The organism is Nocardiopsis deserti (assembly GCF_008638355.1).
GTDB classification, from domain to species: domain Bacteria; phylum Actinomycetota; class Actinomycetes; order Streptosporangiales; family Streptosporangiaceae; genus Nocardiopsis; species Nocardiopsis alborubida.
Map to the genome: position 1 here is coordinate 35845 of NZ_VWVS01000025.1, position 24529 is coordinate 60373.

General features: G+C 73.4%; 23 protein-coding genes. 12 read left to right on the plus strand and 11 right to left on the minus strand.

Annotation, left to right across the window (positions count from 1 at the left end):
- Positions 1 to 45 precede the first annotated feature (45 nt).
- From FYW99_RS28160 to FYW99_RS28170, 3 genes are all read right to left on the minus strand, one after another.
- The gene (locus FYW99_RS28160) at positions 46 to 1224 is read right to left on the minus strand and encodes a magnesium and cobalt transport protein CorA (protein WP_150255034.1); all 1179 of its coding nucleotides are present in this window, start codon (positions 1222 to 1224) and stop codon (positions 46 to 48) included.
- 187 nt (positions 1225 to 1411) lie between these two features.
- The gene (locus tag FYW99_RS28165) at positions 1412 to 2131 is read right to left on the minus strand and encodes an alpha-ketoglutarate-dependent dioxygenase AlkB family protein (RefSeq protein ID WP_150255035.1); all 720 of its coding nucleotides are present in this window, start codon (positions 2129 to 2131) and stop codon (positions 1412 to 1414) included.
- Between the two features lie 57 nt (positions 2132 to 2188).
- Positions 2189 to 3991 (minus strand): hypothetical protein, encoded by a 1803-nt coding sequence (locus tag FYW99_RS28170; RefSeq protein WP_150255036.1) that lies wholly within the window; start codon positions 3989 to 3991, stop codon positions 2189 to 2191.
- Positions 3992 to 4180: 189 nt separating this feature from the next.
- Here FYW99_RS28170 and FYW99_RS28175 point away from each other — a divergent pair, with 189 nt between their 5' ends.
- The gene (locus tag FYW99_RS28175; RefSeq protein ID WP_150255037.1) at positions 4181 to 4603 is read left to right on the plus strand and encodes a hypothetical protein; all 423 of its coding nucleotides are present in this window, start codon (positions 4181 to 4183) and stop codon (positions 4601 to 4603) included.
- Positions 4603 to 4923, plus strand: a complete 321-nt coding sequence (locus tag FYW99_RS28180) for a winged helix-turn-helix domain-containing protein (RefSeq protein ID WP_150255038.1) — start codon at positions 4603 to 4605, stop codon at positions 4921 to 4923. Before FYW99_RS28175 ends, FYW99_RS28180 begins: the two co-directional genes overlap by 1 nt.
- 11 nt (positions 4924 to 4934) lie before the next feature.
- On the opposite strand, the gene FYW99_RS28185 is transcribed toward FYW99_RS28180, so the two are convergent.
- Positions 4935 to 5906 carry an EamA family transporter gene (locus tag FYW99_RS28185; RefSeq protein ID WP_150255039.1) on the minus strand — a complete coding sequence of 324 codons (972 nt, stop codon included), beginning with the start codon at positions 5904 to 5906 and terminating at the stop codon, positions 4935 to 4937.
- A 71-nt stretch (positions 5907 to 5977) separates the two neighbouring features.
- Between FYW99_RS28185 and FYW99_RS28190 the strand changes: the two genes are divergently transcribed.
- Positions 5978 to 6913 (plus strand): LysR family transcriptional regulator, encoded by a 936-nt coding sequence (locus FYW99_RS28190; RefSeq protein WP_150255040.1) that lies wholly within the window; start codon positions 5978 to 5980, stop codon positions 6911 to 6913.
- A gap of 34 nt (positions 6914 to 6947) precedes the next feature.
- Here the strand turns inward: FYW99_RS28190 and FYW99_RS28195 are convergent, their stop codons facing one another.
- A complete protein-coding gene (locus FYW99_RS28195; RefSeq protein WP_061083437.1) occupies positions 6948 to 7877 on the minus strand; it encodes a LysR family transcriptional regulator in 930 nt (309 codons plus the stop codon).
- A gap of 284 nt (positions 7878 to 8161) precedes the next feature.
- Here FYW99_RS28195 and FYW99_RS28200 point away from each other — a divergent pair, with 284 nt between their 5' ends.
- From FYW99_RS28200 to FYW99_RS28210, 3 genes are all read left to right on the plus strand, one after another.
- Positions 8162 to 8704, plus strand: a complete 543-nt coding sequence (locus FYW99_RS28200) for a GNAT family N-acetyltransferase (protein WP_150255041.1) — start codon at positions 8162 to 8164, stop codon at positions 8702 to 8704.
- Positions 8705 to 8945: 241 nt separating this feature from the next.
- The gene (locus tag FYW99_RS28205; RefSeq protein ID WP_150255042.1) at positions 8946 to 10181 is read left to right on the plus strand and encodes a coiled-coil domain-containing protein; all 1236 of its coding nucleotides are present in this window, start codon (positions 8946 to 8948) and stop codon (positions 10179 to 10181) included.
- Between the two features lie 119 nt (positions 10182 to 10300).
- Positions 10301 to 12376, plus strand: coding sequence for an FUSC family protein (locus tag FYW99_RS28210; RefSeq protein ID WP_150255077.1), 2076 nt, complete (start codon positions 10301 to 10303; stop codon positions 12374 to 12376).
- A gap of 42 nt (positions 12377 to 12418) precedes the next feature.
- On the opposite strand, the gene FYW99_RS28215 is transcribed toward FYW99_RS28210, so the two are convergent.
- A complete protein-coding gene (locus FYW99_RS28215; protein WP_150255043.1) occupies positions 12419 to 13069 on the minus strand; it encodes a cyclase family protein in 651 nt (216 codons plus the stop codon).
- A gap of 240 nt (positions 13070 to 13309) precedes the next feature.
- On the opposite strand from FYW99_RS28215, the gene FYW99_RS28220 reads away from it, so the two are divergent.
- The 6 genes from FYW99_RS28220 (at position 13310) to FYW99_RS28245 (ending at position 20329) form a co-directional block, all read left to right on the plus strand.
- Positions 13310 to 14008 carry a lysophospholipid acyltransferase family protein gene (locus FYW99_RS28220; protein WP_150255044.1) on the plus strand — a complete coding sequence of 233 codons (699 nt, stop codon included), beginning with the start codon at positions 13310 to 13312 and terminating at the stop codon, positions 14006 to 14008.
- A gap of 379 nt (positions 14009 to 14387) precedes the next feature.
- Positions 14388 to 15734, plus strand: a complete 1347-nt coding sequence (locus FYW99_RS28225) for an FAD-dependent oxidoreductase (protein WP_150255078.1) — start codon at positions 14388 to 14390, stop codon at positions 15732 to 15734.
- A gap of 380 nt (positions 15735 to 16114) precedes the next feature.
- The gene (locus FYW99_RS28230; protein ID WP_150255045.1) at positions 16115 to 18478 is read left to right on the plus strand and encodes a penicillin-binding transpeptidase domain-containing protein; all 2364 of its coding nucleotides are present in this window, start codon (positions 16115 to 16117) and stop codon (positions 18476 to 18478) included.
- 518 nt (positions 18479 to 18996) lie between these two features.
- Entirely contained in the window at positions 18997 to 19317 is a 321-nt protein-coding gene (locus FYW99_RS28235) for a hypothetical protein (RefSeq protein ID WP_150255046.1), read from the plus strand.
- Between the two features lie 87 nt (positions 19318 to 19404).
- Complete coding sequence (locus tag FYW99_RS28240; protein ID WP_150255047.1) at positions 19405 to 19653, plus strand: hypothetical protein; 249 nt, start codon at positions 19405 to 19407, stop codon at positions 19651 to 19653.
- Between the two features lie 103 nt (positions 19654 to 19756).
- Positions 19757 to 20329, plus strand: a complete 573-nt coding sequence (locus FYW99_RS28245) for a CAP domain-containing protein (RefSeq protein ID WP_223839701.1) — start codon at positions 19757 to 19759, stop codon at positions 20327 to 20329.
- 106 nt (positions 20330 to 20435) lie between these two features.
- Here FYW99_RS28245 and FYW99_RS28250 read toward each other — a convergent pair whose 3' ends face one another.
- The 5 genes from FYW99_RS28250 to FYW99_RS28270 form a co-directional block, all read right to left on the minus strand.
- The gene (locus tag FYW99_RS28250) at positions 20436 to 20771 is read right to left on the minus strand and encodes a DUF3040 domain-containing protein (RefSeq protein WP_150255048.1); all 336 of its coding nucleotides are present in this window, start codon (positions 20769 to 20771) and stop codon (positions 20436 to 20438) included.
- 221 nt (positions 20772 to 20992) lie between these two features.
- Positions 20993 to 22057 (minus strand): ABC transporter ATP-binding protein, encoded by a 1065-nt coding sequence (locus FYW99_RS28255; protein ID WP_190394844.1) that lies wholly within the window; start codon positions 22055 to 22057, stop codon positions 20993 to 20995.
- A 164-nt stretch (positions 22058 to 22221) separates the two neighbouring features.
- Positions 22222 to 23067: an ABC transporter permease gene (locus tag FYW99_RS28260; RefSeq protein WP_150255050.1), complete on the minus strand. Its 846-nt coding sequence runs from the start codon at positions 23065 to 23067 to the stop codon at positions 22222 to 22224.
- The gene (modA, locus tag FYW99_RS28265; protein ID WP_223839704.1) at positions 23064 to 23963 is read right to left on the minus strand and encodes a molybdate ABC transporter substrate-binding protein; all 900 of its coding nucleotides are present in this window, start codon (positions 23961 to 23963) and stop codon (positions 23064 to 23066) included. Before modA ends, FYW99_RS28260 begins: the two co-directional genes overlap by 4 nt.
- Positions 23956 to 24357, minus strand: coding sequence for a TOBE domain-containing protein (locus FYW99_RS28270; protein WP_150255051.1), 402 nt, complete (start codon positions 24355 to 24357; stop codon positions 23956 to 23958). Before FYW99_RS28270 ends, modA begins: the two co-directional genes overlap by 8 nt.
- Between the last annotated feature and the right edge of the window lie 172 nt (positions 24358 to 24529).

Genomic DNA, 24529 nt, shown 5'->3' on the forward strand with positions numbered 1-24529 from the left:
CCTGAGGGAGAGGAGAAGGTCACCCCCACCTCCGTCAACAAACCCTCAGAGCCAACCGTTGCGACGAAAGACGACGTAGAGGCTCAGGCTCGTCAGCGCCATGAGGGCCAGGGCCAGCGGCCAGCTGAACGCCCAGTGGTAGTCGCCGCCCGGGGAGATGTTCATGCCGTAGACGGAGGAGATGAGGGTGGGCACGACCAGGATGCCGCCCCAGGAGGAGACCTTCTTCATCGCCTCGTTCTGCGCCTGGTCGATGAGGGCGCTGTTGACCGACATGATGTTCTGCAACAGCTGGCGGAAGCCGTCCACGCGCTCGCGCACGGCGGCGACGTGGTCGGCGACGTCGCGCAGGCGGTGGTGCAGCTCGCCGCGCCGTTCGGCGGGGATGCGGAAGGGGTCGGCGGAGGCGAGGCCCCGGCGGCGCGTCGGGGGCCGGGTCCCCTCCGGCTCGACGAGGGCGTCCGCGAACGGCTGCGGGTCCGGGTCCGGGGGCCCGGGGCGTTCGGGGTCGTGGGCCAGCGGCCCCATGAGCCTGTCCAGGACGCCCCCGAGGGGTTCCACCGCGCGTGAGAGCAGGATGACCTCGCGGGCGAGGCGGTAGGTGCGCCGCGAGGCCCGGGAGTCGCCGCCGAAGACCTGGTTCTCCGCCTCGTCGATGTCGTCCTGGAGTTCGGAAACGACGGGCGCGTAGCCGTCCACGACCAGGTCCAGGACGGCGTGGACCACGGCCAGGGTGCCGTGCGCCAGGGCGCGGGGCTCGGCCTCCAGGAAGTCGCGGACGCTCTCGAAGTCCACCCGCTCGGTGTGGCCGATGGTGACCACGAAGTCCTGTCCGGCGAACAGGTGGATCTCGTCGACCTCGACCGACTCGCGCACGGTGTCGTAGCGGGCCGGGCGCAGCACGAGGAAGAGCACGCCCCGGTAGACCTCGGCCTTGGGGCGCTGGTGGGCGACGATGGCGTCCTCCAGGGCCAGGGAGGGCAGGCCGAAGAGGCGGGCGACCTCGGTGAGCTGGTCGCGGTCGGGGACGGTCATGCTGACCCAGGCCATGAGGCCGGGGTCGCGCTCGGCGGCGCTGCTGGCCTCGGCGACGGTGTCGGCCTCGCGCTCGCGGCGCCCGTCGCGGTAGAGGACCGCGCGGACCGGGCCGGGCGAGCCGCGCTCGGGCAGCGCGGCCCTTCTGCGGCCCAGGTCCATGATGCGTTCCGGCGCGGAGTCGCTCATACGTGGTCGCCCCTCCTGTGCGTGGTCGGACGGCGCGCCCGCCCGCCGGCACCGGACCGGCGGGGAGGCGCTCCCTGGAGGGACTGCCCCGAACGGGGCGGGGCAGTCGGCCGGGACGTCCTGCACGCGGCGGGCGCGGGCGGGCCGGGGCACGGGACGCGGCGCCCGTGCCGGGCTCCAGGGGGCCTCAGCCGCGCAGCCCCGAGGCGCGGACCGTGATGTTGAGCCGCCCGTCCAGGCCCAGGCCGGGCGGCGCGGTGCCGGGCCGGGTGCGGGGGACGCCGTGGTAGGCCATGCGGGAGGGGCCGCCGAAGACGAACAGGTCCCCGCTGCACAGTTCGACGTCGGTGTGGGGCCGGGTGCGGGTCTCGGTGTTGCCGAAGCGGAACACGCAGGTGTCGCCGAGGCTGAGGGAGACCACGGGTTCGCGGGAGAGCTCGTCGCGGTCCTGGTGCATGCCCATGCGCGCGTCGGCGTCGTAGAAGTTGACCAGGGCGACGTCGTAGGGGTCGGCGCCCGGTCCGGGAGGCGCGCCGTAGGCGGCCTCCACGGCCCGCGCGGCCAGGTCTCCGAGCAGGTCGGGGAAGGGCTGGACGGGTGTGCCGTCGGGCAGGAGCCGTGCGTAGGAGTAGGACTGCGGGTGCCGGGAGGGACCGGAGCCCCGCGTGCCCCGCCGTTCGGCGTGGGGGTTGGGCCCCGGCGACCAGTGCCAGCCCAGACTGACCGTCCGCACGCTCATCACCCCGCCGCGCGGCATGGCGTGGCGGCGCATCCCGGCGGGCCCGCGCGCCCAGTCGCGGCAGCGCCGGACCAGGTCGGCCTGGTCCTCGGGGCGCAGCCACCCGGGCACGTGCACGGCACCGGGCGCCACCTGCGCGGGCGGGCGGTCGAACAGCGCGTCGCTCATGAACACATGCTGCCCCGCGCGGGCGGTGGGCGCCAGCGCGGGGCGGGACAGCGCGGGTCAGCGGCGCAGGAGTTCGCGGACGTTGACCACGAGCAGCAGCACCACGATCACCGCGATGGGGACGGTGATGGCGATGCGCCAGTTGACCACGAACGCGGCCACGATCCCCACGACGAGTCCGACGACCACCGCGATGACCGCCAGCCCGATGAGGTACTGGACGAACTTGCGGCGGGCCACGGAGTCGACGGCGGCGAAGACCACGACCACGCCGATCATCGCGTAGAAGGTGTACTGCCCGTTCAGGACGAACATGGGCAGCGCGAGCGAGATCAGCAGGAGCGGGGTGCTCAGGGCCACCCACAGGTGCAGGAAGCGGGTGGAGCGCTGCGTCCCCGAGGAGTAGGGCAGGTGCGGGGCCTTGAGGTGCCCGGTGGGCGAGGGCACCAGGGGCGTGTCCGCGGCCAGTGCGCGCAGGTGGGTGTCGCGCTCGTCGGCGGTCAGCACTCGGGTCTCGTAGACCTCGCCCAGCTCCATCTCCAGGGCGGCGATGCGCTCGGCGTACTCGCGGGCGCGGGGCCGTGAGTGGGCCTCGCGCTCCAGGACGATGCGGGCCGAGTGGAGCTGGCGCAGGCGGTCGCGGCGGCTGATGACGTCGGCGTCCAGGGCGCGCAGCCGCTCGTCCAGGGCGCGCACGTGGGCGCGCAGCTCGGCGCGGGCGGCGGGTTCGGTGGGGGCGACCTTCTGGAGGCCCACCCACGCCAGCGGGTCGGCCCAGGAGCGGCGGATGGTGCCGTCGCGTTCGTAGCGCGGGCCGCTGGGGGCGCGCTCGCCGTCGAAGAAGTCGCCGGTGTCGCGTCCCCACAGGCCGCGGAACCCGGTCAGCCAGGAGGTGTCGTCGTCGATGAGGACGGCCGACCACTCGCGGTCGCCGCCGGGGCCCAGGCGCATGCCGTCGCCGCGGGCGTAGTCGACGAAGGGGACGCCGATGCCGTGCCGGTTCAGGGCGCTGTCGGCCCGGAAGATGCGGTGGGTGATCCACCGCCAGGCGCGCATGGGGCCGCGCAGGAAGGAGGGGTCGACCTGGATGAGGTAGTCGCCGGGCAGCATCTGGTGGGAGTGCGAGCCCGCGCCGACGTAGACGATGGGGTGGTCGCCGTCCCGGTGCAGGTCGGGGTCCTCCCAGCTGCGGCGCAGGTCGTCGCCGTGGTACTCGTGCGAGGAGGCGCCCACCCAGACGGGGCGGGTGGTGCCGTCGGGGTTTTGCACCACGTAGACGGTGACGCGCTCCCAGTCGGCCTCGTGGTCGTTGACGCCGCCGTAGATGGTCCGCCAGTCGTTCATCGCGTAGAAGAACCAGTACTGGAGGATGGTGTAGCCGCCCTCGCGGGTGACGCGGCCGTAGTAGGTGACGCCGCCGTTGTCGACGCGCTCGCGGTAGCGGGTCACCGCGGCGAAGGTGAGGCCGCCGGGGACGGCCCCGCGGATGAGCAGGGAGAGCTTCATCAGGATGTCCAGGACCCGGCCCAGGACTCCGACGGCGGCCAGGCGGCCGCTCTTGGGGATGACGGTGCGGGCCACGCCCTTGTAGCGGCGGGCCTCCTCGCGCAGGGTCTCCTCCTGGACGAAGCGCAGGTGCTTGTGGCGTCCGGGCCACTTCTCCTCGGCCCGGGAGAGGCGGTCGAGGGTGAGTTCCCCGGCCGGGACGAGACGGCTCTCGCCGCCGCCCGGCTCCTCGATCCACAGGCTGCAGTTGCGTACGTAGGCGTCCACGTCGGTGGGGAAGAAGAGCTCCCCCTTGGTGCACATGAGCACCGGTTCGTAGGCGCGGAGGAGTTCGAGATCAGATTTCGCGGCCATGGTTCGCACCAAGCTAGTGCATTCCGGAGACGCTCCGTACCGACGCGGCGAAGTGGCGCGAGTGACGGATGTCGCTTGTGGGACGGGGCTGGCGCGCGCGTCCCAGTACCGCATTCCGGGTGGGCAATCACTTGCCAAGTTGGAAAGTGAGTGCCATGCTGACAACAGGTTGAGCGAACGGAGAACGACATGCGCAGGAACGAGGCGCTGGACGCGCTGGAGCGGGCGGAGACGGTGGGGACGCGGGTGCGCTCGCGGGGCGGGTGGTACATGGTGTTCTCAGCCCTGTTCGCCGCTTCGACCTTCGGCCTGACGGTGGTGATCGGCCTGTTCCCGTCACCGGTCTCGCTAGTCGCGGCTACGACGGGATTCATGGTGATCCTGACGGCTCTGCTGGTCTTCGCGGCCCGCCAGCCGGTCTCCCCGCGACGGTTCGGAGCACTGCACGGGCTGGCGGTGTTCGGCTGGGCGACGGTCTACGGCGTGACGCTGTTCGTCGGCATCCGCTTCTTCCCCGGGGACCCGGTGTGGTGGGTCTCCGGAGCCGCCCTGGGCGCGGTCCCTCCGCTGGTCGCGGGGTGGCTGGCGATCCGCAAGGGCAGGAGCGCCTGATGGAGCACCCCCGCGGCAGGCTGGACGAGGTGATCCACTCCCCCGTGCGCTTCTCGGTCGTGGCGGCGCTGGCCGCCGTGGACCGCGCGGAGTTCCGTTTCGTGCGCGACACCGTCGAGGTCTCCGACTCGGTGCTGTCCAAGCAGGTCACGGTGTTGGAGAACGCGGGCTACGTGAAGGTGCACAAGGCCGCGGTGGGGCGGCGCACCCGCACCTCCCTGTCACTGACCGGTGAGGGACGGGCCGCCTTCGACCAGCACGTGCTGGCGCTGCGCGAGATCGCCTCGGGAACCCACGTCCGCGTCCCCGAGGCCGAGTGAGGGCGGTTCCCTCAGGCCGCCCGGCCCGGCACCGCCGCGACCTCCCCGTCGGTCCGGTGCGGGTCGGCGGCGGTCGCCGCCGCCCGTTCGGGCACGGCGGGCCTCTGGGAGCCGTCGCCCCGGGCGGCCCCCGCGCCCGCGACCACCACCAGGGCCATGCCCGCGACCTGCACGAGGGCGGGCGCCTGGCCGATGACCACCAGGCCCATCACCAGGGCGACCGCCGGCTCCAGGCTGGAGAAGGTGCTGTAGGCGGTGCGGCTCATCCGCTGGAGGGCCACCATCTCCAGCAGGAACGGCACCATCGGGAACAGCAGTGCGATGAGCAGGGTGAACAGCACCAGGTCGAGGTCGAAGTCGGCGACCAGGCCGGGGACGCCCAGCGGCGCGCTGACCACCGCGCCCACGGTCATGGTCAGGGCCAGGCCGTGCACGGCGCCGAACCCCGCGCCCACCCGCTGGGTCAGCACGATGTAGCCCACCACACAGACCGCGCCCGCCAGGGCGAAGCCGACCCCGGCCAGGTCGAGCTCGCCCTGCCAGGGGCGGGTCAGGCAGAGCACGCCCGCGACCGCGGCGAGGATCCACACGAGTTCGCGGCGGCGGCGCATGGCGGCCACGGCCACCACGAGGGTGCCGAGGAACTCGATGGAGGTGGCGGTGCCGAGTTCGATCCGCGCCGTGGCCTCGGAGTAGAACAGCATCATCCCCGCGCTCGCTGTGCCCAGGATCACCACGGCGCCCAGTTCGCGCCTCGTCGCCGCGCGTACGGCCCGCCACAGGGAGCGACCGCCCAGGGCCAGCAGCAGGAGCGCGGCCCAGGTCAGGCGGAGCCAGGTGACGGTGGCGGGGCTGGCCTGGGCGAAGGCGGTGACGGCCAGCGCGCTGCCGGTGTGCAGGGTGAACATGCCGATGAGCAGCATGAACGGCGCGGGGACCCCGAAGCGGGCATGGCGGAGCGAGGGAACGAGAGAGCGGATCACCCGACCATTGCATCGACGGGGTTCGTTTCTGTCCACGGACCGTTGGTTGACGGACCATGTAGTTTCGGTGGATGGATTTCACCCGGTTGCGCCTGCTGGTCGAACTGGAGCGGCTGGGCACGATGGCCGCGGTGTCCGAGGTCACGGGCATGAGCACGTCGGCGGTCTCCAAGCACTTCGCCGTCCTGGAGCGGGAGGCGGGCGTCCCGCTGATCGCACCCGACGGGCGGCGGGTGCGCCTGACCCCGGCCGGGCGGCGGCTGGCCGAGCACGCGGTGGGCATCCTGGCGCGGGTGGAGGCGGCGCGGGCGGAGTTCGACGGCGAGGGCGAGCCGGTCGGCCGCGTCGACCTGGTGATGTACACCACAGCGGCGCCCCTGGTGCTGCCCGCGCTGCGCCGTCTGCGGCGCGACCATCCCGGGATCGACATCCACCTGACCGAGCACGAGTCCGAGCACGCGCTGGAGCTGCTCCAGGACGGGCGGGCGGACCTGGGGGTGGTGTACCAGTACAGCCTGCTTCCCCGGGATTTCCCGGGGACACTGACGGTGCACCCGGTCGGGAGCGAGGACCTGCTGCTCGCCCAGCCCTCGGAGGGCGCCGACAGCCGCACCCTGACCCGGCGGCGGCTGCGGGAGCTGACGGACGCGGCGTGGATAGCCAGCCCCTACCGCCACGACGAGGAGGCGCTGGTGCAGCGCATGTGCGCCGAGGCCGGGTTCACGCCGCGCATCGTCCACCGGATCGACAACCTGGAGCTGTTCGAGGAGCTGGCGGCGGAGGGCCTGGGGGTGGGCGTGGTGCCGCGGCTGTCGGCGGTGACCCGGCGCGGGGTGGCGCACGCGCCCCTGGGCGAGCTCGGCGGGGTCCGCCGTGTCTACCTGGCGGGCCGCACCGGCGGATGGGCGTGGAAGCCCATCCGGCTGGTGGCGGAGTACCTGCGGGAGTCCGCCGCGAGCGTGCTGGGCGGAGTGGCCGGGCAGGACCGGGGCCCGCGGACGGAGTGAGGGGGGCTCGGGTGGCGCGGCGGGGCCGGGAGCCTCAGCCCGCGATGGCGAAGGGCCCCACCGACGGCACCGGGACCTTGCTGGCGGCCTCGCGCATGGCGGTGAGCAGGGGCTCGGGCGAGGAGCCGGCGCGGGAGAGGGCGACGATGTGCCGGCGCGCGCTCTCGCGCACGCCCCGCACCACGATCCGCGGCGTGCTCAGGCCGGTCCAGGCCAGGCGCGGCATCAGGGCGATGCCCAGCCCGGCCTGCACCAGGGAGAACACGGCGCTGAAGTCGTCCACGGTGTGCACCACGCGGGGTTGGAAGCCCACCTGGTGGGCGGCGCCGGACACGCACTCGTGCCAGGCGGTGCCGGGCGCGGACAGGATCCAGTCCTCGTCGGAGAGGTCCTCGGCCAGGTGGAGGCTGGTGCGCGCGGCCAGCGGGTGCTGGTAGGGCAGGATCGCGTCGAACAGCTCGACCATGACCGGGTCGACGCGAAAGTCCGGGTCGCCGCTGGCGGGCAGGTGGCCGGTGGACATGGTCAGCGCCATGTCCAGGCGGCCCGAGCGCACCATCTCGGCGCTGTGCTCGGGGTCGGCCTGGACGACCTCGAAGGACCAGTCCGGGTGGCTCGTGCGCAGGCGCGCCAGGGCCGGGGCGATGAGGTCGCTGATGCCGGTGGAGAAGGCGCCGATGCGGACGACGCCGCGGTCGCCCTCGGCGTACTCGGCCAGGTCCGCGGCGGCGCGCTCCATCTCCGCGAAGATGACGTGCGCGCGCTTGAGCAGGACCCGGGCGGCCCCGGTGAGCAGGAAACGGCGGCCGTTGCGTTCGACGAGGGGGACCCCGGCCTCCTTGGCCAGGGCGGCGAGTTGCTGGGAGACCGCCGACGGGGTGACGTTGAGCGCCTCCGCGGTCGCCGCCACCGTGTGGTGGTGGTCGAGTGCCTGGAGGAGCTGGAGCCGCCGAACGTCGATCATGACCTCCAACTTATGGCAGTACGTACAGATTTCAGGGTGGTTTCGCACGCGTTGCACAGGTTAGGGGCGTGATTCCATGCACACTGTCAGCGAGACCTCCACCAAAAGAAAAAACCGATCTTCTTCTCTTCTTGCAATCTCCGACACCTCTTTCTCCGTGTCGAGCACGTTCCGGTCGATACGGACACGTACAGTCGGTTTCACAGCTCAACCACGGGTCAGTCCCGGGGGGATCAGCACCCAATGCTGGTGAAACGGGTGAGAAAAACATGCAAAATTCGCTGATGACCAAACCTCGACAGTCCGACGTCGGTGTGCTCAGCTTCCGCTACCTGGGAGCTCACGAGGTGGAGGAACTCGCGGACCTGTGGGGCGCCCTCCACCAGCAGCACACCCTGACGGCCCCGCACCTGGCGGACATCATCGGCCCCGTGAGCCTGGACGAGTCCTGGAGGCGCCGCCGCGCCCAGTACACGGCCTGGCTCGCCGACCCCGAGACCCTGGCGATCCTCGCCGAGAGCAACGGCGACCTCGCCGGGTACGCGATGGTCACCATCCGCGACAACGCCCAGGGCAGTTGGGACCGCGGCGCGCGGGGCGCGGTGGTGCAGACCTTCGCCATCGACCCCGAGTACACCGGAAGCGGTGTGGGCTCCAAGCTGCTGGAGGAGGTGCGCCGCCAGCTCGCGGGCATGGGCGTGCGCGACATCGAGTTCTCCGCGCTGGCCACGGCCTCCGAGGACATCCGCTTCCTGGAGGAGGAGGGCTTCCGGCCCTTCGTGACCACGATGGTCTGCCGCGTGGACGCCTTCGGCGCCCACGACTAGCGAACCGGCCGGAACCGTCGCTGGTGTGAAGCACGGGCCCTGACCTGCGGTGATCTTGTACTTATAGCGAGGTTGGACGGTCGAGACGCGCTATGGGTACAAGATCACGGTGTGTGGGGCGGGCCCGGCGAGCCTTCGTGGGCGCGGCACCAGCGCGCGGGGACCCTAGAGCGCACGGGAGCCGGTCGCTGTCACCGACACACCCCCGCACCGCCCGCAGGCGAACCGCTACGCTCACCCCGTGGCCTCCGACTCCAACACCTGCAACTTCCCCGGCTGCGACCGGCCCGTGCCCCGCGCCTCCTCGCCCGGCCGCCCGCCGCAGTACTGCGACCTTCCCGAGCACACCCGCTGGCGCGCCTGGAAGGAACGCCAGCGCCAGACCCAGGAGGCCGAACGCCAGGAGGAGCTGGCCCGCGCCGCCCAGGAGCCCTCCTCCGCCGACTCCGCCGGGCCCGCGTCCTCCCCCTCCTTCAGCTCCTTCAGCAGCGAACCGGTCACCTCCGCCCGCCTGCGCGCCGACGACCTGCTCACCCGCTTCGCCGTCCAGGGCGAGCAGCTCACCGCCACCCTCCAGGCGGCCACCGAGGCCTTCTCCACCATGACCGACCCGGCCGCGGCCGAGGCCCAGGTGGAGGCCGCCCGCCTCGCCGGGGCCCGGCACGCCGCCGAGGCCGACGCCGCCCGTCTGGAGGCCGAGAACCGCCGCCGCGAGGCCGAGAGCGCCCGGCGCGTGGCCGAGGACGCCGCCGCCTCCGCCGTCTCCGCCACCCAGGAGGCCGAGCGCATCGCCGAGGAGGCCCTGGCCGCCCGGGACGCCGCCGAGGCCGAGCGCGACCGGCAGCGCACGCTCGCAGACCAGGCACGGCTCGAACGCGACGCCGCCGTCGCCGAGGCCAACGCCGGGCTGGCCACCGCCGAACGCCGCATCGTCGAACAGGCCGCCCAGGCCCGCGAGGCGCTGGAGCACGAGCGGGCCGAGGCGGCCCGGCGGCTCCAGCACGCCCGCGCCGAGGCCGAGGGGCTGCGCGCCGAGACCGCCGAGCACGCCCGCCAGCGCGACGAGGCCGTCCTGGCCGCCGAGAGCGCCCGGGCCCGTGCCGCGACCGCCGAGGAGCGCGCGGACGAGGCCGCCCGGAGCCTGGCCTCCGAACGGGACCGCTTCGACGCCGAACTGGAGCGGACCCGCGAACGCCTGGAGTCGGACCGCTCGGCGGCCGCCGCCGAGCGCGAACGCCTCACCGCCGAACTGGAGCGGCTCCGCGCCGACCGCGAGCGCCTGGCGGCCGACCTCGACGCCCAGCGCCGCAACGCCGAGATCACCCTGGCCGAGTCGCGGGAGGCCGCCGCCGCGCGCCTGGCCCTGGCCGAGGAGGCGCGCGACCGGGCCGTGGCCCGAGCCGAACTGGCCGAACAGCGCGCGGAGCGCGTCGAGTCACCCTCTGCCGGGCAGGACGCGGAACACACCACCACGTAACAGCCCGCTCTGAACGGCCCTGCCCCTACGGATGTCCAGTCAGTCACCTAAGTACCGGTTCGCCCCGGTCTAGGATGGGAATCGTGCGAGATCTGGGAACCACTGGAGACACCGGACCGATGAGCGTGGGTGGTTCCCCCGGCGAAGGATCAGGACCCGAACGCGTCGAGGTGGGCGAACGCCCCCACCCCAGGGTCGACCTGCGGGCACTGTTCGGACTCCAGCCCGGCGCCTGGGCGTGGACCACCGCGGTCAAGGCCGCCGTGTCCATGTCGCTCTCCTTCGCCCTGGCCACGTGGCTGTTCGGCTCCGAGGTCGGCACCCTGGCCGCCCTGGGCTCCATGACCGTCCTGTACGAGAAGAAGACGCCCTACGTCTACCGGTCGGCGGCCCTGGCCCTGGTCGGCCTGGGCTTCGTCGCCAGCGTCGCCCTCGGCTCCCTGGCCTCGGCTCTGGCCTCCTGGGCGCCCGTGTTCTCCATCGGCCTGACCGCCGGGATCGCCACGTGGGTGTGCGCCGCCTGGCGGGTGGACAGGCCCGGCCCCCTGTTCTTCGTCCTGGTCGGCGCGATCTCCACCATCGCCCCCGGCGGCCTGGCCGACGTCCCCCTGCACGCCCTGGTGGCCGCCCTCGGCGCGGCCATCGGCTGGTCGGTGTCGATGTCGGGCGCGCCCGTGCGCGCCCGACACCCCGAGTACCGCGCCGTCGCCGGGGCCTACCGCCAGCTCGGCTCCCTGCTGCGCGCCGTGGGCACCCCCGACCTGGACCACGCCCAGCACGAGGCCTCGGTGGCGGTGGCCGACGCCTGGCGGATCGTCCTGCTGGCCCAGACCCGCGGCTACCGCACCAGCCCCGAGGCCGCCCGGCTGCGCTCCCTGCTGCGCTGGGTCTCCGACGTGCACCTGGCCACCACCCAGGTGTGCATGGCGCGCCCCACGACCCTCCCCGAGAAGGCCGCCGACTTCGCCGAGCGCATGGCGCAGGCCGTGGCCGACCCCTCCCGCGGCCCCGATCCCGACGAACTCGACGAGCTGCGCCGGGGCCTGCGCCCCCGCTCCCTGGAGGCCCGGCTCTACGGCCAGCTGGCCCGGGCCGCGCAGGCCGCGCGCCGCTCCTCCCACGATGACGACGAGCACGCGGCGACCCTGCACGACGAGCGCTATCCGGCGCTGTGGGACGCGCTGCGCTCCAGCCTGGGCTCGGACTCGCTGGTGCGCCCCACCGCGCTGCGCATGTGGATCACGGTGACCGCGGCGGGCGCGTTCAGCCTCCTGCTGGGCCTGGACCACTACTACTGGGTGGGCCTGACCGCGACCGCCGTCCTCCAGGCGGGCAGCGTGGTCCTGACCATGAACCGGGCACTCCAGCGGTCGCTGGGCACCCTCGTGGGCGTGTTCATCGGCGCCGCGCTGATCGCGGCGCACCCGCCGCTGGTCGTGGTCATCGTGCTCGCCGCGCTGTTCCAGGGGCTCACCCAGCTGGTGGTGGGGCGCAACTTCTTCTACGCCTCGGTCCTCGTGACGCCGATGGCGCTGCTGCTGGCCGGGACCGCCGCGCCCGACCCCATCACCGACCTGGCCGGGTCGCGCATCATCGACACCGTCGTGGGTTCGGTGTTCGGCCTGCTGGGATCGCTGCTGCTGTGGCGCAGGGCGTCGGCGACCCGCCTGCCCCAGGCCATCACGAGCGTGCTGGAGACCTCGCGCGAGTGCATCATGGCGGTCCTGGACCAGGACGTGGAGATCGGCCCCGAACGGCGCTACCGGCTGCGCAGGGACATGCGGGCGGCCCTGGTCAACCTGCGCGGGGTCTACGACAGCGCGATCGGGGACGCGCCGCGCGCGGCGTCCACGCTGCCGCTGTGGCCGGTGGTGGTGGCCACCCAGCGCACCGGCTACCTGGCGCTGTCGGCGCTGGCCCGGGACAGGCCCGAGTCGTCGGGCGCCATCACCCTGCAACGGGTGGACCTGGCCTTCGGCGAGCTCATCTCCTCGATGCGGGAGCGCCGCACGCCCCGCATGGGCGCGATCCCCCGGCTGCCCGCCTACCCCAGGATCAACATGGAGCTGCGGGCCCTGTCCAACGCGATGACCAGCGCGGTCGCCCAGGACGAGCGCGCGGCGCGCCAGGAGGCCGAGCGGCGGGCCCAGCGCGAGCACCGCCGAGCCCAGAAGGACCTGGACGCCGACCTGTGACACAGCCCCGGACCCGCCCCCGGCCGCCGGGGGCGCGGCCGGTCAGTCGACGAGGGCGAAGGCCCGCACGGGGAAGGCGGCCATCCCGCGGATCTTGGCGGGCACCGCGAAGAAGGTGAAGCCCTCGTCAGGGAGCTGGTCGAGCAGGCACAGGTGCGAGACGACGGGGACACCGGCGGCGAGCAGGACGGCCAGCGCCGGGCGTGCGCCCTCGGCCGCGGGCGAGGGGTCGTCCACGCCGACCGCGTCGATGCCCACCAGGGTGGCGCCGCCGTCGACGAGCACCTTGGCCGCGTCCTCGGTCAGGTACGGGTGCTCGGGGTGGCCGTAGGACTCGGTGCGCCAGTGCCGGTCCCAGCCGGTGCGCACCAGCACGGCGCGTCCGCGCACGTCCAGGCCGGAGAAGGCCTCCGGCCCGACCCGTGCGGAGTCGGTGGAGACGACCACGCCGGGCAGGTCGGCCACGCGGGACAGGTCCAGGTCGGCCAGGTCGGCGCCGTCCCGGTAGCGGTGGGCGGGCGTCTCCACGTAGGTGCCGGTGGCACCGACCATCGTGACGCGGCCGCTGCTGGTGCCGTGGCCGGGAACCGCGCCCGGGACGGCGGTGCGCTCCTCGACGGCGGGTTCCGGCAGGCCCGGAGAGGTGGTCATCCCGTCGGTGATCTGGTGGCTGACGTCGACCAGTTTCGGCATGGCTGTTCTTCCTCGCTCGCGCGTCCGGAGAAAGACCCCTGACCTGCACCAGAGGTCTAGACCATAGCCTAGCGCCTGTGACCGGCGCCACGGCACCCGCGTCCGGCCCAGATCACGTCCTCCGGCCACGCCCTCCGCCCCGCGGCCCCGATAAGCTCGGAAGACACGGACACGGGAGCCCTCCGCACGTCCGTCACCCCCGCACCGCGGACCCACCCCACCCCGAGAAGAGGCGACCGAGTGACCCTGTACGGAGCGGCCAAGACCGTCATCGCGCCCGCCACACGCGTGGTGTGGCCCCAGCGCGTGGAGGGCGCGCACCACGTCCCCCGTCGCGGTCCGGTGATCCTGGCCGTCAACCACCTGGCGCTGATCGACCCGCTCTTCATCGGCGTGGCCTGCCCCCGGCCGGTGCGCTTCATCGCCAAGCAGGAGCTCTTCGACGAGGGGACCCTGCCCCGGCGGCTGTTCACCCGCGCGCTGCGGGCCATCGGCCAGCTCTCGGTGGACCGGCGCCCGGGTCAGAGCGCCCAGGAGGCCATGGACAACAGCCTCGGTGTGCTGGAGAGCGGCGAGGTCTTCGGGATCTTCCCCGAGGGGACGCGCTCCCCCGACGGCCGCCTCTACCGCGGACAGACGGGCCTGGCCTGGCTGGCGCTGACCACGGGCGCCCCGGTGGTGCCGGTGGCGCTGGCGGGGACCGAGCGGATCCTGCCCCCCGGCCGCAGGGTGCCCTCCCTCAACCGCGTGGGCGTGCGCTTCGGCGAACCGGTGGACCTGTCGCCGTGGGAGGGCCAGGCGGACAGGGCGCGCCCGCGCCGTGAGGCCACCGACGCCATCATGGCCGCCATCGCCAAGCTGTCCGGGCAGGAGCAGGTGCCCCGGTTCGCCGCCTCGGTCAAGGCCGAACTGGAGCAGGCCCGGCCCTCGGGCAAGTAGGGTCGCTCTTCGGGGGAGCGGACTCCCCCTCCCCCGCGGGTGGCCCCCGGAACGCCGAACCGCCCCGGCGCGCGGTGACTTTCTTCACAGCCCGTTCGGAACTGGGGAACCGGTGACAGGGCGTTGACCTCTGGTTGAGGGACCTTTCGGGGCACCGGCGACAGCCCCCCGACCTGGTCCTACCGGGTCCTGCCCGGCCCGGAGGCCCTGCAGGGCCTCCGGGCCGGGCACGCGGTCCTGGGGCGGGGAGCGGAATTCTCTACCTTTATAGTAGGTTTTCCCGGTGCCAACACCGGATAGATTAGGCAAGCCTTACCTTTTGATGGCGTCCGACTCTGGCGCGAAGACTTGGAGCTGTGCGATGACGCGACCACTGCGAGTGGGAATCGTGGGTGCGGGCCCCGCGGGGATTTACGCCGCGGACCTGCTCACCAAGGACGAGACCCTGTCCGCGTGCGGCACGTCCGTCAGCATCGACATCCTCGACAAGCTGCCCTCCCCCTACGGCCTGGTCCGCTACGGCGTCGCCCCGGACCACCCCCGGATCAAGCAGATCCAGGGTGCGCTGCACAAGATCCTGGACAAGCCGGAGATCACCTTCTACGGCAACGTCGAGTACGGCGTGGACCTCAAGCTGGAGGACCTGCGCCACCACTACGACGCGGTCGTCTTCGCCACGGGCAGCGACCGCGACCGGCCGCTGAACATCCCCGGCATCGACCTGCCCGGCAGCCACGGCGCCGCCGACTTCGTCTTCTGGTACGACTCCCACCCCGACGTGTCACCGTCCTGGCACGTGGAGGGCACCAGCGTCGCCGTGATCGGCGCGGGCAACGTCGCCGTCGACGTCGCCCGCATCCTCGCCAAGAGCGCCGAGGACCTGCTGGAGACCGACATCACCGACAACGTGTACGAGGGGCTGCGCGCCAAGCAGATCACCGACGTCCACGTCTTCGCCCGCCGCGGCATCGCCCAGTGCAAGGCCACCCCCATGGAGCTGCGCGAGCTGGACAAGCAGCCCGGCGTCGAGGTCATCGTCTACCCCGAGGACTTCGACATGGACGAGGGGAGCCTCCAGGCCTGCGAGGACTCCAACCAGGTCAAAACCAACGTCAAGGTCCTGCAGAACTGGGCGATCCGCGACCCGCGCGGCGCCGAGCGCCGCCTGCACCTGCACTTCCTGCACAGCCCGGTGGCCGTGCTCGGCGAGGACCGCGTCACGGGCTTGCGGACCGAGCGCATGGAGCTGGCCGGCGACGGCGGCGTCCGGGGAACCGGCGAGTACGTCGACCACGAGGTCCAGGCCGTCTACCGCGCCATCGGCTACCTGGGCTCGCCCCTGGCCGACCTGCCCTTCGACGAGGAGCGCGGCGTCGTCCCCAACGCCGAGGGCCGGGTCCTGGACCTGGACGAGGAGCCGATGGACGGCGTCTACGCCACCGGCTGGATCAAGCGCGGCCCCGTGGGCCTCATCGGCCACACCAAGGGCGACGCCCTGGAGACGGTCACCAACCTGGTGGCCGACCGCGAGGACCTCACCCCGGCCTCCGAGCCCGACCCCGTCGCCTTCCGCGCCCTGCTGGAGGCGCGCGGCGTCCACTACACCACGTGGGAGGGCTGGCAGCGGATCGAGGCCCGCGAGGAGGAACTGGGCGCCGAGCGCGGGCGCAAGCGCCTCAAGCTCCTCTCCCGTGACGAGCAGACCAGCATCGCGCGCCAGGAGTAGCCTCCGGTTCGCGGGCTTCCCGGCCGGTCCCGCGCCCCTCTGCGGGACCGGCCACCGCATTCCCCCGCTTCGCCCGCGGCTACCGTGAGATTGCGCATGCGCCGCATCTGCCGGTAGCGGAACAACGGCCCGGCCCGATGGGTTAGAGTCACTGTTGGTCGGTGTGGTAGCAAGTGTCCCCCGGGCCTCAACAACTGCCTTCGCGGAATACCGCGTCCGGCCCCGCCTCCGGGTGGGTGACCGTACGGCCAGGAGCCCCGTTGTGCCCCGCGCCGAGAGGCGACCGCCATGCCGACCCTCATCCTCGTGCCCCGTTCCCGCTGAGGTGGGAGCGGGGCATCGTGGTATCTCCAGCCATCCCCAGTGAAGGACGGTCAGGCGTGGACGAACGGTCCCCCCGGCAACCGGATTCCTCCGGGCCGCCCGAAGCATCGCACGAGTCCCCGGCGCACCCCTCGCGCCCCGCAAACCCCTACCGCATCCCCCAGCGCACCCAGGGGCCCCCGCCCGCGGACACCGGCGGCCACGGACGTCCCCATCCCCCGGAACCGGCGGCCCCGTCCGCGCCCGTTCCCGGCACTCCCCCGCAGCCCGACTTCCCGGAACGGTCCGCCGGGTCCTGGGACGCTCCCGCCCCCGCCCCCGCCTCCTGGGACGAGCCCCCGCACGGGGGACCCGCCGACGAGGGCTGGAACGCCCCCTACCCCTCGGCGCAGGGTCCCTCCGGCGGCTGGAACGGGGCCCGGGACGACGAGGCGCACGGCTCCTGGCAGGACACCCCGGCCTCCCGGCACGGCGTCCGCGAGCCCGCCGCCGGACACGGTCCCGCGGACGGCCGCACCGACACCTGGGACGACGACCCCTACCCGGGTCAGCCCGTCCACCACGGCGACACCCCCTACCCGGGCGAACTAGACGACCCGGCGCGAGGCCACGGCGGCCACGGGGAGACCGGGCCCCAGCGCGGCCAGGGATCCCCGGACGGCTTCGAGTACCTCTACGGCGGCGGCCCGGGCTCCGGCGGACCGGACGAGCCCGACGGCTACGGAGACGACGGCTACGACCCCGGTCCCCCGCCCCGCAAGTCGCGGCGCGGCCTGCTCATCGGCGTGCTCTCCGCCGTCGTGGTGCTGCTGCTCGTCGGCGGCGGCGCGTCCTGGTACGTCCTGACGCTGCCCGAACCCCAGGAGGCCACCGCCGAGTACGAGGCCGCCTGGGAGGCGCAGGACTACGAGCGCCTGGCCGCGGTCACCCGGGGCGGCGACGCCGCCGCGGTGCTCGGCGGGATCGACTCCGGGCTGGGCGTCGACTCCATCGCGGTGGAGGTCGGCACGGTGACCGCCGACGGCGGTACCGGCAGCGCGCCCTACGAGGTCACCGTGTCGCTGACCAACGCCGACGACTGGGGATGGGAGGGCGAACTGCCCCTGGTCCGCGAGGACGGCGAGTGGTGGGTGGAGTTCTCCCCCGAGGTCGCCTACCCCGGCCTGGGCGAGGGGCAGGTCCTGGCCCGCACCGCCGTGTGGGGCGAGCGCGGCAACATCCTGGCCGCCGACGGCACCGCCCTGGACGGCGGCAACGTCTCCGGTTCGCTCCAGATGATCGCGGGCTCCCTGGGCGAGGCCACCGCGGAGGACGTCGAGCGGCTCGGCCCGGCCTACAGCGTCGGTGACACCGTGGGCGTCAGCGGCCTCCAGCGCACCTACGAGGAGCGGCTGGCCGGAGAGGCCGCCACGACCATCCTCATGGTCGACGCGGCCGCCGCCGAGGACAGCGACTCCCTGGAGGCCACCGAGGAGAACACGGTGGCCACCCTGGACGGCGCCGACGGCGAGGACATCACCACCAGCATCGACATGGCCGTCCAGAACGCGGCCTCCAACGCCATCATCGGCTCCCCCGACCCGGCGGGTCTGGTGGCGGTGCGCCCCTCCACCGGGGAGATCCTGGCCGCGGCGAACGTGCCCGGCGGGTTCAACCGGGCCTTCGAGGGCCAGTACCCGCCCGGTTCGTCGTTCAAGATCATCTCCTACAGCTCACTGCTGGACAACGGGATGAGCATGGACTCCACCATGAACTGCCCCAAGGAGTACGACCTGGGCGGGTGGCCGTTCGTCAACGCGGGCGACGCCGAGTACGGCGCCCAGACGGTGACCGAGGCGTTCGCGACCTCCTGCAACACCGCACTGGTGGAGCAGGTCGGCGACCGGCTCAGCTCGGACACGCTCCAGGCCAGCGCCGAGCAGTTCGGCATGAACGCGCCGCTGGACATCGGCGTGCCCACGCTCGAACCGTCCTTCCCGCCGGTGGACAGCGCCACCATGCTGGGCGCCCAGAGCATCGGCCAGGGCCAGATCCTCACCTCGCCGCTGCACATGTCCACGGTGCCCGCCGCGGTCGCCGACGGTTCCTGGCGCCACCCGGTGCTGGTGACCGAACCCGCCCAGGAGGGTCTGCCCGAACCCCGGGCGATCGCCCAGGCCGAGGCGCTGCGGACGATGATGCGCGCGGTCGTCACCGAGGGCACCGCCGAGGACGTGCCCTTCCAGGGCGAGGTGCACGCCAAGTCGGGTACGGCCGAGTTCGGCACCGCCGAGGACGCCGACGAGGACGGGGAGCTTCCCAGCCACGCCTGGATGGTCGGCTTCAAGGGCGACGTGGCCTTCGCCGTGGTGGTCGAGGGCGGTGGCGGCGGCTCGTCCGTGGCCGGTCCCCTGGCCGCCAGCTTCACCAACGCCCTCTGAGGCGGATCCGCCGCGACGGCGCGTACCGGCCCCGCCGGTGCGCGCCGTCGGCGTTGAGGCGCCCCCGCGACGCGCGGTGCGCCCGCGAGGGGATGTGAGCCCGCGGCCCCGGAGCGGTGCGGCGGCCCGTCCCCGGAAACGGTGCGGCCCGCGGCAGCCTGGCCGGAAGCGGTCCGACGGCGCGCGCCCGGGACGGCGTGGCCGGTGTCGGTACCGGTTTCCCTGCGTCTACCATGCTCCCTGGCTCCGCCACACGCCGCGAACCCGTCCTCGTCCTTTCGTGGACCGGTAGCCCCCTGTCTCCGCTGCGGGGCATGTGCTCTCCCCAAGCAGGAAAAATCCGACCCAAAACAACCAATTATTACTTTAAGCTATTTAGTGACTACTAAGAGTTAATGGACGGGCGCCCGGGGCAGATCTACGGATGGCGCCAGGAGAACGGTTCCCCCGAGGGTCGAGCTGGGGGGATCGGCGCCACCGGACCGACAGATCGTCGGTCCGCCTCGAAAGGACACAGGATGAACCGCAAGACTCTCACTCGGATCGCCTTCGCCTCCGTCGCCGTTCCGGCCCTGGCCTTCGGCGCCCCGGCCACCGCTATGGCGGACAGCTTCTTCTCGGGTGAGTCCAGCGCCGCCGGCCCCGAGGGCGCCGCGAGCCACAACGTGACCGCTGTCGCCTTCGACGGCGGCGACTACGGCCACGGTCACGGCCACGGCCACAAGGACGGCAAGGGCGACGACCACTGGGACGGCGGCGGCTCCTTCTACAAGAAGAGCGCCACCTGGGCGGGCCACGACGGCGCCGCCTCCCACAGCATCGTGAGCGGTGCGAACTAGGCATCCCGTTTCCGTCGGGCGCGGCGGCCGTGTCGGCCGCCGCGCCCGGCGGGCGTGACCCGACCCAACCCGAGGAGGGGAAGGACGATGGTCCGACTACGACGAGCGCTGTCCCTGACCGGTGTGGCCTTCGGCCTGGCGCTGGGTGCGCCCTCGGTCGCGATGGCCGACACGGTCTTCGAGAAGGACTTCGGCAGCGCCAGCGCCGAAGGTGCCACCATGACCGTGGTCCACAGCCGCGTCGGCGACGACGGCGAGGTCTTCTACGAGTACGTGACCTACACCGCCTCCATGCACGGAGCCACGGTGGACAGGACCACCAGCAAGGCGAACTGAGTTCCCGCGAGGTTGCGGGCGGACGGTCTTCACGGCTGTCCGCCCCTGGTGTGCGCGGGCGCGGCGCGGTACACGCGCCCCCGCGCACGGAAGGTGGAAAGACATGCGAAACCTGCTTCGAGGCCGTGTCCTCGTGGGGATGGCGGCGGCGGCCGTGTGCTGCGCCGGTGTGACCGGCGCGGCCGACCCCGGCGACGTGTTCGCCGGCGGCGGGATCCCGTCCGCGTCCCAGGGGACGGGCTCCGGAGGCGGCTGGCCCCCGCCGTGGACGCAGGAGGACCCGGCCGATCCCTGGCCCGAGGCCGAGGCCGAGGTCGTGCGGCTGGTGAACGACGAAAGGCCCGGGTACGGGTGCGAGAAGCTGAGCGCCCACGAGCTGCTCACCCGGGCCGCCCGGGAGCACAGCCAGGCCGAGGCCGGCGACAGCGGGTTCCCCGGCGGCGGGTTCCTCGACAACTCGTCGGCCAGGGACCGCGCCCGCGGCCTGGGGTACGCGCACCCCTCCGGCGAGATCGTGGCCAGCGGCTTCGAGACGGCCGAGGAGGCGGTGGAGGCCTGGACGCGCCGCGGCCACAACCAGGTGCTCGCCGACTGCGGGGCCGAGCACATCGGCGTGGGTGTGGTGAAGGGCGAGGACGGCCCCTACTGGACCGTCATCCTCGGCCACGGCGACTGAGCCGGACGCGCGGAACCCGGGGCCCGTGACGGGCGGTGTGCACCCGACGCACACCGCCCGTCACGCGTCCCGGGCGACGCCCAGCCGCTCCGGCTCGGGACACCGGTCAGGAGGTGCCGACGGCCTCGGGCCCGTCCGGAACGGGGTCCGGTTCGGGCGCCGGATCGCCGGTGGTCTGTGAGGTGTCGACCGGCGCCGTGGGCGCGGACGGTTGCGGTGTGCTCGGGGTGAGTACGAACAGCATCACGAGCAGGCCCGCGGTGACCGCGGCGATCAGGCCGCACGCCACCCACGGTTTCCAGCCGCCAAGACCGGGGTCGGCCGGAGCGTCGGGGTCCGTCGACCCGAAGGACTCCAGTCGTCCGGCCAGGTCCGGTTCCTCCTCGCTGAGCTGCCGCTCGATCTCCGCGAGGATTCTTCTCTCGTGCTCTCTCAGGGACATGGAACCCTCCTCGGCCACGGGGGGAAGGACTGTCGTCGCCAGACTTACAGTCTCCCCCGGGTGTACCTGAGATATCCAGGTGTGCACAGGTTTTCCGATGTGGGTTTCTATGCCCGATTCTGGGTAGAAAAATCGGTTCTCTCCGTAGGACACAACCCGCCGCCCCGGACCGGCGACGTGCGCCGCGCCGACGCGGGGCCGCGGGCCGGATCCGCCGGGAGTCATCCCGGGTAGCACTCGACCTCGGCGGCCTTGACCCCCGCCCACACCGCGTCCCCCCGAGCCAGGCCCAGTTCGGCCAGGGCCGCCGGGCTGATGTCGGCGACCAGGGAGGGGCTCCCCGCCAGGTGCACCCGCACCTGGTCGCCGAACCGCTCGGTCCCCTCCACCGTCAACCGCCACACGTTGCGCGGGCTGCCGTGCGGACGGTGCGGGTACAGGGCCACGGCGCGCGGCGGGAAGGCCACCAGGGCCGGGCCCCGGTGCGCCTCGTGCACCTCCACCCGCGCGGACTCGCCGGATCCGTCGCCGTCCAGGGTGACGGTGGTGCCCTCGGCCGTGCCGCGGAAGAGGTTGAGCCCCACCAGCCGCGCGACGTAGGCGGTGCGGGGGCGCCGCGCCACCTCGGCGGGTTCGCCCTGCTGCACCACCCGGCCCTCCTCGATCACCGCCACACGGTCGGCGAGCACCATGGCGTCGAGCGGGTCGTGGGTGACCAGCACCGTGGCCCCGTCGAACTCCTCCAGCAGGTGGCGCAGCCGGGCGCGCACGTCGATGCGGGTGCTGGCGTCCAGGGCGGCCATGGGCTCGTCGAGCAGCAGCAGGCGCGGTCGCACGGCCAGGGCGCGGGCCAGCGCCACCCGCTGGGCCTGGCCGCCGGAGAGTCGGCGCGGCCGGACGCGGGCGTGCGCGGACAGGTCCATGTGGGCGAGCAGTTCGGCGGCGCGCTCGCGGGCCGCCGCCCGCGACAGGCCCTGGCGGCGGGGACCGAAGGCCACGTTGTCCAGGGCGCTCATGTGCGGGAAGAGCAGGTAGTCCTGGAAGACCATGCCGATGGGGCGGCGCTCCACGGGCGTGGTGGTCTGGTCGCGCCCGTCCACGAGGACCCGGCCGCCGGTGAGGGGCACCAGTCCGGCCAGGGCGCGCAGCGCCGAGGACTTGCCCGCGCCGTTGGGCCCCAGCAGGGCGAGGATCTCTCCCGGGCGCACCGTGAGGGAGGCCTCCAGGGTGAAGGCGCCCCGGCTCAGGCGCAGGTCCGCCTCCAGCGCGGGTGTGGGCTCGGGCATGGGTGCAACCGAAGATGCGGATGTGGCCGCTGGCGCGGACGTGGGTTCAGGCTCCGGGGCGGGTGTGGCCGAAGGTGGGGCTGTGCGCTCGGGTGCCGGTGCGGGCCCGGGGCCGGGTGTGGGGCCGGGGTCAGGTGTGGACCCGGGGCCGTGGTTCGGGGCCATCAGGTGTTCGTCCACCTCTCGCGCAGGGTGGCCAGGACGGCCAGGCAGACCGCCAGCAGGATCAGGCTGAGCACGATGGCGGCCTCGGGGTCGCGCTGCATGGCCACGTACACGGCCAGCGGCATGGTCTGCGTGGTGCCGGGGAAGTTCCCGGCGAAGGTGATGGTGGCGCCGAACTCGCCCAGGGCACGCGACCAGCACAGGACCGCGCCCGCCGCGATGCCCGGCAGCACCATGGGCAGGGTGACGCGGGCGAAGACGGCCGCCCGGCTGGCGCCCAGGGTGGCGGCGGCCTCCTCGTAGCGGCGGTCCGCGCCGCGCAGCGCGCCCTCCACGCTGATCACCAGGAACGGCATGGCGACGAACACCTGGGCCAGGACCACGGCGGCGGGGGTGAAGGGCAGCGTGATCCCGAACCAGGCGTCCAGGTACCGCCCCACGATCCCGTTGCGTCCCAGGACCAGCAACAGCGCGACGCCGCCGACCACGGGCGGCATCACCAGGGGGACGGTGACCAGGGCGCGCACGAGGCGGCGCCCAGGAAAGTCGGTGCGGGCCAGCAGCCAGGCCAGCGGCACCCCGAGGAGCAGGGACACGGCCGTGGCGGCGGTGGCGGTGGACAGGGACAGCCACAGGGCGGCCAGCACCTCGGGCTCGGCGAGGCGGCTGCCCATGGTGGACCAGGGCGCGCTGACCAGCAGGCCCGCCATGGGCAGCACGAGGAAGGCCACGCCCAGGAGCGCGGGCAGCACCAGGATCCAGGGCGGGCGCCCGGAGCGCACACGCGGCGGGCGGCGGCGCGGCGCGGCGGCGGTGGGCGCGGCGGGAGCGCGGTCGGGCGTCATGGCACCTCGAACCCGGCGGCCCGCAGGACCTCCTCGCCCGCCGGGGAGCGCACCAGCGCCACCCATGCGGCGGCGAGCGCGGCGTCGGAGGTGGTGGAGACGACCCCGACGGGATAGTCGTTGACCGCCTCGTCGGACTCGTCGAACGCGATGCCCTCGACCCGGTCGCCCGCGGAGACGATGTCGGTGGCGTAGACGAGTCCGGCGTCGACCTCGCCGAGTTCGACCTTGGTCAGGACCGCGCGCACGTCCTCCTCGTAGGTGTCGGGGGTGATCTCCAGCCCGGCCTCGTCCAGGACCGCGTCGGTGGCCGCGCCGCAGGGGACCTCCTCGGCGCAGAAGGCGACGGCGGTGTCCCCGCCCGCGAGGTCGGCCAGCTCCCCGACACCGGCCGGGTTGCCCGGGGGCACGGCGATGCGCAGGGTGTTGGCGGCGAAGACGACGCCCCGGACGCCGTGCTCCGCGGCCCAGTCGGGGTCCAGCCCCTCGCCCTCGACGACCCGGTCCATGGTGGCGGTGTCGGCGGAGGCGAAGACGTCGGCGGGGGCGCCGGAGTTGATCTGGAGGGCCAGGTCGCTGCTGCCCGCGAAGTTGAGGACCACCTCGGTCCCGGGGTGCTCGGCCTCGAACTCCTCGGCGAGGTCGGTGAAGACGTCGGTGAGGGAGGCAGCGGCGAAGACGTTGAGCCGGTCGTCGGCCCCCTCCCCCGAGGAGCAGGCGGAGAGGGTGAGTGAGGCCGCGGTCAGGGCGCAGGCCAGGCGGAGCGCGCCGGGCCGGAGGCGGCCGGGGGCACCGGTTCCCGTACGGAGGACGCCGGACCGGAGCCAGCCGAGCGGAGCGTGTCCGGGGCGCCGGGGAACACCTGGCCCGGGGTTGTGGAGGGCGCGCTCACGCATGGCGATCCCCGGTGGTCTCCACGACCACGTTGGTGGACTTGACCACCGCGGTGGCGACGGTGCCCACCTCCAGGCCGAGTTCGTCGGCTGCCTCGCGGCTCATCAGCGAGACCACGCGGTGGGGTCCGGCCTGGATCTCCACGCTGGCCATCACCCGGTCGCGGACGATGTCGGTGACCAGGCCGCGGAAGCGGTTGCGGGCGGAGGACCGGCGCCGGTCCGGGTCCTCGCCGGTGTCCGCGCGCATGAACCCGGCCAGGTCCGCGCCCCCGATCAGACGCCTCCCGGAGGCGTCACGGGTGGCGGACAGGCGGCCGGAGTCGACCCAGCGCCGGACGGTGTCGGCACTGACGCCGAGGAGGTCGGCGGCCTCGCTGATGTGGAAGGTCGGCATGGGGACAACCTACCTCTGGCATCTGCTGGGGCAAAAGGGGCTTTCCGCTAGCAGATGCTTATCTTTTCACCCTGCTTCTGGGATTTTGCGACAGACGGCCGCGCGGAGGGATCGGAGAGCGGATCCCCCTGCGGACGAAGCGGGCTCCGGCCGGGGAGGCGATCCCCGGCCG